This is a genomic window from Cellulomonas sp. NPDC057328 (assembly GCF_042667215.1).
Taxonomy (GTDB): domain Bacteria; phylum Actinomycetota; class Actinomycetes; order Actinomycetales; family Cellulomonadaceae; genus Cellulomonas.
Window position 1 is genome coordinate 1 of sequence record NZ_JBHUZW010000152.1, and the last position, 7477, is coordinate 7477.

Sequence of the window (7477 nt, forward strand, 5' to 3'; positions counted from 1 at the left end):
CAGCAACGGACCCGCGCCCTCCGCCGCGCCGCTCGCGGCGCCGTCCCGCTCGTGCCGACCGGCCGCTACGCCTCCACGACGATCGGGATGATCATCGGGCGCCGGCGCAGCTTGCCGGAGACCCAGCGGCCGACGACGCGCCGCATGACCTGCTGCAGCTGGTGGGTGTCCGTCGCGCCCGTGCGGACGGCGTCCTCGAGCGCCGCGGTGACCTGCGGGAGGATCTCGTCGAACACGTCGTCCTGCTCCGCGACGCCGCGCGCGTGGATCTGCGGGCCCGCCAGCACCTTGCCGTCCTGCGAGGACACGACCGCGAAGATCGACACGAAGCCCTCGTCGCCGAGGATCCGGCGGTCCTTCAGCTCCGCGTCGGTGAGCTCACCGACGCTCGAGCCGTCGACGTAGACGTACCCGCACGGCACCGCGCCGACGACGCTGGCCCGGCCGTCGACCAGGTCGACGACGACGCCGTCCTCCGCGAGCACGACCCGGTCGGCCGGCACACCGGTCTTCACGGCGAGCGCGGCGTTCGCGATGAGGTGGCGCACCTCGCCGTGCACGGGCATGACGTTGCGCGGGCGCAGGATGTTGTAGCAGTACAGGAGCTCGCCGGCGCTCGCGTGGCCGGAGACGTGCACCTTCGCGTTGCCGGAGTGCACGACGCGGGCACCCAGGCGCATGAGGCCGTTGATGACGCGGAAGACGGCGTTCTCGTTGCCGGGGATGAGGCTCGACGCGAGCACGACGGTGTCGCCGGGGCCGACCGAGACCTTGTGGTCGTTGTTCGCGATCCGCGACAGCGCGGCCATCGGCTCGCCCTGCGACCCGGTGCACATGAGGACGACGCGGTCGTCGGCCAGCCTCTCGATCTGCTTCTGGTCGACGAGCACGCCGTCGGGCACCTTGAGGTAGCCCAGCTCCGCGGCGATGCCCATGTTGCGGACCATGGAGCGGCCGACGAGCGCGACCTTCCGCTCGTTCGCGACGGCGGCGTCGATCACCTGCTGCACGCGGTGCACGTGCGACGCGAACGACGCCACGACGACGCGGCCGGTGGACTCGGCGAAGACCTGGTCCAGCACCGGGCCGATCTCGCGCTCGGGTGTGACGAAGCCCGGCACCTCGGCGTTCGTGGAGTCGACCATGAACAGGTCGACGCCCTCGTCGCCGAGCCGCGCGAACGCGCGCAGGTCGGTGATGCGGCCGTCGAGCGGCAGCTGGTCCATCTTGAAGTCGCCGGTGTGCAGCACCGTGCCGGCCGCGGTGCGCACGGCGACGGCGAGCGCGTCCGGGATCGAGTGGTTCACCGCGACGAACTCGCACCCGAAGACGCCGAGCTGCTCGACCTGGCCCTCGCGCACCGCGAGCGTCAGCGGCTGGATGCGGTGCTCCTTGAGCTTCGCCTCCACGAACGCGAGCGTCAGCTGCGAACCCACCAGCGGGATGTCCCGGCGCAGCCGCAGCAGGTACGGGACGGCGCCGATGTGGTCCTCGTGGCCGTGCGTCAGCACGATCGCCTCGATGTCGTCGAGGCGGTCCCGGATGTAGTCGAAGTCCGGGAGGATCAGGTCGACGCCGGGCTGGTGGTCCTCGGGGAAGAGGACGCCGCAGTCGATGACGAGCAGCCGGCCGGCGTGCTCGAGCACGGCCATGTTGCGCCCGACCTCCCCCAGGCCGCCGAGCGGCACGATCCGCAGACCGCCCTCGGGCAGCGGCGGCGGCAGGGTCAGGTCGGGGTGCGGGTGACTCATGGAGCTCCTGTGGGTCGTGGCCGGCCCCGCGCCGCGGTCGGGCGGCGCGGTCAGGCCGTGACGACGTCCAGCAGGCCGGCGGCCTGCAGACCGGCGCGCACACGCGCTGCCTCGTCGTCGGTGTAGGGGACGAGCGGGAGACGGGTCGCGCGGCTGCGCAGCACGCCCGTCTCCACGAGGGCGGCCTTCGCGGCGACCGCCTGGAAACCGTCACCGTTGATGGCGGTGATCGCGGGTTCGACCGCGAGGAAGATCTCGAGCGCGCGCGCGGTGTCGCCGCTGCGCCACGCGTCGAACAGCGCGGCCATCTGGTCGCCGAGCACGTGCGTCGCGACGCCGACGAGGCCGACGGCGCCGTGCGCGAGGAAGCCCAGGGTGAGGCCGTCGTCGCCGCTGTACCAGGCGAGCCCCGTGCGGCGGATCGCCGTGGCCGCGGCGACGACGTCACCGGTCGCGTCCTTCATGGCGACGACGCGGTCGTGCGCCGCGAGGCGGTCGATCGTCGCGGGGGCGAGGCGCACGACGGAGCGGGCGGGGACGTCGTAGAGCATGACGGGCAGGTCGGTGGCGTCCGCGACGGCGGACACGTGCCGGAACACGCCCTCCTGCGAGGGGCGCGAGTAGTACGGCGTGACGACCAGCAGGCCGTGCGCGCCCGCCTCGGCGGCCTGCTCGGCCATCCGGACGGCGTGCGCGGTGTCGTTGGAGCCGGCGCCGGCGACGACGTACGCCCGGTCCCCGACCGCCTCGACCACCGCGGCGACGACCTCGGCCTTCTCCGGGGCGTGCGTCGTCGGCGCCTCGCCCGTGGTGCCGTTGAGCACCAGGCCGTCGTGCCCGTGGTCCACCAGGTGCTTCGCGAGCGCGACGGTCGCCTCGAGGTCGACCGCGCCGTCGGCGGTCATGGGGGTGACCATGGCCGACAGCACGGACCCGAACGGGTGCGTCGCGGACGTGACGGTGGGCATGGGCACACGGTACCGCCCGGGCACGGCCGGCGCGGGCGCCGCCCGCGCGTCGGCCCCGGCCGGGACCCGCGCGCTCGCCGCGCCGGGTCGACGCCGCGCGTCCAGACTGGGCGCCATGACCACGCCGCTGCCGCCGTCCGTCGCCGCGCACGTGCCCACCGGGATGCTCGTCGGGGGCGAGTGGCGTCCCGCGCGCGGGGGCGCGACGTTCCCCGTCGTCGACCCCGCGACGGGCGAGACGCTGTTCGACGTGGCCGACGGCGACGAGCAGGACGCCCTGGACGCGCTCGCGGCCGCGCACGACGCGTTCCCCGCCTGGCGCGCGACGGCGCCGCGCGTCCGCTCCGAGCTGCTGCGCGCCGTCTTCGAGGTGCTCACCGCGCACAGCGAGGACATCGCCGCGCTCGTCACCGCCGAGGGCGGCAAGCCGCTCGCCGAGTCACGGGCCGAGGTCGCGTACGCGGCCGACTACGTGCGCTGGTACGCCGAGGAGGCGGTGCGGGCCGACGGCCTCGCACGCCGGGCGCCCGCGGGCACGCACCACCAGCTGGTCCTGCGGCGCCCCGTCGGTCCCGCGCTGCTCATCGCCCCGTGGAACTTCCCGATCGCGATGATCGCCCGCAAGGTCGCCCCGGCCCTGGCGGCCGGCTGCACCGTCGTCGTCAAGCCCGCCCGGCTCACGCCGCTGACCACCGCCTACGTGCTCGAGCTCATCCGCACCGAGCTGGACGGCCGCGACCTGCCGACCGGCGTCGTCAACGTCGTGCCGACGTCCTCGGCGCGGAAGGTGTCCGAGCCGCTGCTCGGCGACCCGCGGCTGCGCAAGCTGTCGTTCACGGGCTCGACGGAGGTCGGGCGCACCCTGCTCGCCGCGGCCGCGCCGCACGTGCTCCGCACGTCGATGGAGCTCGGCGGCAACGCGCCGTTCCTCGTGTTCGAGGACGCCGACCTGGACGCCGCCGTCGAGGGCGCCGTGCAGGCGAAGATGCGCAACTCCGGCCAGACGTGCGTCGCCGCGAACCGCTTCCTCGTGCACGGGTCGGTCGCGCGCGAGTTCGCGGACCGGCTCACCGACGCGTTCGAGCGCCTCGTCGTCGGGCACGGCGCGGACCCGGACACCACGGTCGGCCCGCTCATCGAGGAGTCGGCCGTGCGGCGCGTGGACGAGGTCGTGACCGAGGCCGTCGACGGCGGGGCCGTCCTGCGCACGGGCGGCGAGCCGGTGCGGCGACCGGGGTACTTCTACGCCCCCACGGTCCTCACGTCGGTCGACCCCGCGCTGCGGGTCGTGACCGAGGAGACGTTCGGCCCCGTCGCGCCGATCGTCACGTTCGACGACGAGGACGAGGCGGTGCGGCTCGCGAACGACACGCCGTTCGGCCTCGTCGCCTACGCCTACACGCGCGACGTCGGCCGGGCGATGCGCATGGCGGAGGCCCTCGACGCCGGGATGGTCGGCCTCAACCGCGGCATGGTGTCGGACGCGAGCGCCCCGTTCGGCGGTGTGAAGCAGTCCGGCCTGGGCCGCGAGGGCGGCGCGGCCGGCATGGAGGAGTACCTCGAGACCGTGTACGTCGCGCTCTAGCGGCCCGGCGCCCCCTCGGTCGTCGGGACGGCCGGCGTCGGGGCGGCCGGCATCGGGACGGCCGGCGTCGGGGCGGCCGGCATCGGGACGGCCGGCGCGGGCGCCCGGGACGACTGCCTAGAGTGACGGCGTGAGCCCGCCCGACGTCCTGCGTGCCGCGCGCCGCCAGGCGGTGTCGGTGTCCGTGGCGACCGGGCTGTACGGCGTCTCGTTCGGGGCGCTGTCCGTCGCGTCGGGCCTCGACGTCGCGCAGACGATGGCGCTGAGCCTGCTGCTGTTCTCCGGCGGGTCGCAGTTCGCGCTGATCGGCGTCCTCGGGGCCGGAGGCGCCGTCGGGGCCGCCGTCGCGTCGGCCGCGCTGCTCGGCGCGCGCAACGCCCTGTACGGGGCGCAGCTCGCGCCGCTGCTCGCGCTGCCGGCGTCCGCCCTGCTGCCCGCCGCCCAGCTGACCATCGACGAGTCCACCGCCGTCGCGACGGCGCAGCCCGACCGCACCGCCGCGCGCGTCGGGTTCTGGTGGACGGGCGGCGGCGTGTTCGTGCTGTGGAACCTGTTCACGCTCGTCGGCGCGCTCGCCGGCGACCGCCTCGGCGACCCGCGGGCCTACGGCCTCGACGCCGCGGCCGCGGCCGCCTTCCTCGCGCTCGTGTGGCCGCGGCTCGGCGGCCCGCAGGGACGCACCGCGCGGCTCGTCGCGGCCGCCGCCGTGCTCGTCGCGCTCGCGACGACGCCGGTCGTGCCCGCCGGCGTCCCGGTGCTGCTCGCGGCCGCCGTCGCGATCCTCGTCGGGGTGCTCAGCCCCGCGCTGCCCGCGGTGCCGCTGCCGGGCGGCGACGCGGACGCACCTGCCGTCGACGCCGACGACGACGCGCCTGCCGGCGGCCCCGCCGGCGCGCCCGACCCGGGGAGGCCCGCACCGTGACCGCGCTCTGGCTGGCCGTGCTCCTGGCGAGCGCCGCCTGCCTCGCCCTCAAGCTCGCCGGGCACCTGCTGCCGCGGCACTGGCTCGCCGAGCCGCGCGTCGCCCGGACCGCCGCGCTCGTCACCGTCGCGCTGCTCGCCGCGCTCGTCGCGGTGCAGACCGCCACCGCCGGCGGCCGCCTCGTCCTCGACGCCCGGGTCCCCGCCCTCGCCGTCGCGGCGGTCGCGCTCGCGCTGCGCGCACCGTTCGTCGTCGTCGTCCTGCTCGCCGCCGCGACCGCCGCGGGCCTGCGGCTGCTCGGCATGCCGTGACGCCCCGGTGGGCCCGCGACGGCCGGCGCCCGCCGCGGGTTAGTCTCGCGGGGTGTCGCTGCTGACCCCCGCCGCCGACGTCTCGGTCCGCCCCGCCGTCCCCGGGGACGAGCACGTCGTCGCCGGCATCCAGCTCCGTGCGTGGCGCACCGCGCACGCCGACGTCCTGGGCGACGGCGTCCTCGACGCGCTCGACCCGTCCGCGTTCGCCGCGCAGTGGGAACGGGCGATCACCGCTCCCCCGGGCCCGGGCTACCGCGTGCTCGTCGCGTGCGCCGGTCCGGCGGTCGTCGGCTTCGCGTCGGTGGCGCCCGTGCCGGCAGCCGACCCGGGCGAGGCACCGGCGGGCGTCGTGCTGGCGCTCGAGGTCGACCCGTCCGCGCAGCGTGCGGGGCACGGCTCGCGCCTGCTCGCGGCCGTCGTGGACGTGCTCCGCGCCGACGGCGCCGACCAGGTGCAGACCTGGGTCATGGACGGCGACGACGCCCGCGTGCGCTTCCTCGCCGGCGCGGGGCTCGGCCCCGACGGCCTCACGCGGCGGCTCGCGACCGGCCCCGGGCCGGACGAGGAGGCGCACGTGGTCGCCGAGCACCGCTGGTACGCGGCGATCTGACCGGTCGCCGGACCTGAGCGCGCCGGGTCGGGACCGCGCCCGTCCGGGCAGGTCCGCGCCCGTCAGGGCAGGTCGGTCGTCGCGGGCCGCCCGCGGTGCAGCCGGGCGGCCGTGCGCAGCGCGGCCCGGGCACGGCGCCGGTCCCCCGCGGCGTCGTACGCGAAGCCCAGGTGGTACCAGCCCTCCCAGTCGTCCGGGGCGGCCTCGACGCGCGCACGGTACGGGTCGAACGCCGCGCGCGCGGCGGCCCGGTCGACGCGGCCGGACGGCGAGCGCGGCAGGTCGTCGACGGGCAGACGGCCCGCCGCGGCGAGCGCGTCGGCCATCCGCTGCACCCGCACGGCGAGCAGCAGCTCGCGCCCGATCAGGACGACCACGAGCAGCGGGACCACGAGCAGCGCGACGCCGAGGACCACGCCGACGGCGCGTCCCGTGCCGACGAGCTGCAGCGCGCGCACGGCGACGACGCCCACGTAGACGGCGAGCAGGGCCGTCAGGGCGAGCGCCGCGAGGAGGCCGGACCGGCGCCGCGACCGCGGGGCGTCGTTCATGCGCCGAGGTCGAGGAACGGCTCGAGCCCGACCGTGAGGCCGGGGCGGTCGACGACCCGGCGCACGGCCAGCACGACGCCCGGCATGAAGCTCGCACGGTCGAACGAGTCGTGGCGGATGGTGAGCTGCTCCCCGACGTTGCCGAAGAGGATCTCCTCGTGCGCGACGAGGCCGCGCAGGCGGACCGCGTGGACGCGCACGCCGTCCACGTCGGCGCCACGCGCGCCGTCCAGGGCCTGCGTCGTCGCGTCGGGCGCGGTGCCGAGCCCCGCGGCGGCGCGCGCCCGGGCGATCCCCTCCGCCGTGTGCCGCGCGGTGCCCGACGGCGCGTCGACCTTGTCGGGGTGGTGCAGCTCGACGACCTCGGCGGACTCGAACCAGCGCGCCGCCTGCCGCGCGAAGGCCATCGCGAGGACGGCCCCCAGGGCGAAGTTCGGCACGACGGCGACGCCCACGCCGGGCGCGCCCGCGAGACGCTCCCGCACGCGGCCGAGCGACTCGTCGGTCCACCCCGTCGTGCCAACGACGCAGTGCACGCCCGCGTCGACGAGGGCGTGCACGTTCTGCTCGGTCACCGCCGGCACGGTGAAGTCGACGGCCACCTGGGCGCCCGCCGCGACGACGGACCCGAGGTCCCCGCCGGCCTCCAGCTGGGCGACGAGCTCGAGGCCCTCGGTCTCCTGCACGGTTCGCACGACGGTGGACCCCATGCGGCCGGCCGCACCCAGCACGGCCACGCGGATCGGTTCGCTCACGGCTCGCCACCCTAGCCGCCC

The 7477-nt window shown here is 76.5% G+C and carries 8 protein-coding genes; 4 read left to right on the plus strand and 4 right to left on the minus strand.

The annotated features are described in order from the left end of the window. Positions 1 to 65: 65 nt before the first annotated feature. Both ACFUMH_RS17705 and dapA read right to left on the minus strand, forming a co-directional pair. On the minus strand, positions 66 to 1751 hold the full coding sequence (locus tag ACFUMH_RS17705; protein WP_378208655.1) for a ribonuclease J: 1686 nt from the start codon (positions 1749 to 1751) through the stop codon (positions 66 to 68). 50 nt (positions 1752 to 1801) lie between these two features. Beyond that, entirely contained in the window at positions 1802 to 2719 is a 918-nt protein-coding gene (gene dapA / locus ACFUMH_RS17710; RefSeq protein WP_378208657.1) for a 4-hydroxy-tetrahydrodipicolinate synthase, read from the minus strand. A gap of 115 nt (positions 2720 to 2834) precedes the next feature. Here dapA and ACFUMH_RS17715 point away from each other — a divergent pair, with 115 nt between their 5' ends. From ACFUMH_RS17715 to ACFUMH_RS17730, 4 genes are all read left to right on the plus strand, one after another. Next, on the plus strand, positions 2835 to 4304 hold the full coding sequence (locus ACFUMH_RS17715; protein ID WP_378208659.1) for an NAD-dependent succinate-semialdehyde dehydrogenase: 1470 nt from the start codon (positions 2835 to 2837) through the stop codon (positions 4302 to 4304). A gap of 130 nt (positions 4305 to 4434) precedes the next feature. Then, the gene (locus tag ACFUMH_RS17720) at positions 4435 to 5226 is read left to right on the plus strand and encodes an AzlC family ABC transporter permease (protein ID WP_378208662.1); all 792 of its coding nucleotides are present in this window, start codon (positions 4435 to 4437) and stop codon (positions 5224 to 5226) included. Beyond that, positions 5223 to 5537 (plus strand): AzlD domain-containing protein, encoded by a 315-nt coding sequence (locus ACFUMH_RS17725; RefSeq protein ID WP_378208664.1) that lies wholly within the window; start codon positions 5223 to 5225, stop codon positions 5535 to 5537. The genes ACFUMH_RS17720 and ACFUMH_RS17725 overlap by 4 nt, the downstream gene beginning before the upstream one ends. Positions 5538 to 5589: 52 nt before the next feature. Then, positions 5590 to 6150 carry a GNAT family N-acetyltransferase gene (locus tag ACFUMH_RS17730; RefSeq protein WP_378208666.1) on the plus strand — a complete coding sequence of 187 codons (561 nt, stop codon included), beginning with the start codon at positions 5590 to 5592 and terminating at the stop codon, positions 6148 to 6150. 62 nt (positions 6151 to 6212) lie between these two features. On the opposite strand, the gene ACFUMH_RS17735 is transcribed toward ACFUMH_RS17730, so the two are convergent. Next, positions 6213 to 6701 (minus strand): hypothetical protein, encoded by a 489-nt coding sequence (locus ACFUMH_RS17735; protein WP_378208668.1) that lies wholly within the window; start codon positions 6699 to 6701, stop codon positions 6213 to 6215. Continuing rightward, positions 6698 to 7456: a 4-hydroxy-tetrahydrodipicolinate reductase gene (gene dapB / locus ACFUMH_RS17740; RefSeq protein WP_378208670.1), complete on the minus strand. Its 759-nt coding sequence runs from the start codon at positions 7454 to 7456 to the stop codon at positions 6698 to 6700. The genes ACFUMH_RS17735 and dapB overlap by 4 nt, the downstream gene beginning before the upstream one ends. Positions 7457 to 7477: the final 21 nt, after the last annotated feature.

Coding starts and splice junctions, on each gene's coding strand:
- ACFUMH_RS17705 (WP_378208655.1), bottom strand. CDS start 1,751: ATGAGTCACCCGCACCCCGACCTGACCCTGCCGCCGCCGCTGCCCGAG.
- dapA (WP_378208657.1), bottom strand. CDS start 2,719: ATGCCCACCGTCACGTCCGCGACGCACCCGTTCGGGTCCGTGCTGTCG.
- ACFUMH_RS17715 (WP_378208659.1), top strand. CDS start 2,835: ATGACCACGCCGCTGCCGCCGTCCGTCGCCGCGCACGTGCCCACCGGG.
- ACFUMH_RS17735 (WP_378208668.1), bottom strand. CDS start 6,701: ATGAACGACGCCCCGCGGTCGCGGCGCCGGTCCGGCCTCCTCGCGGCG.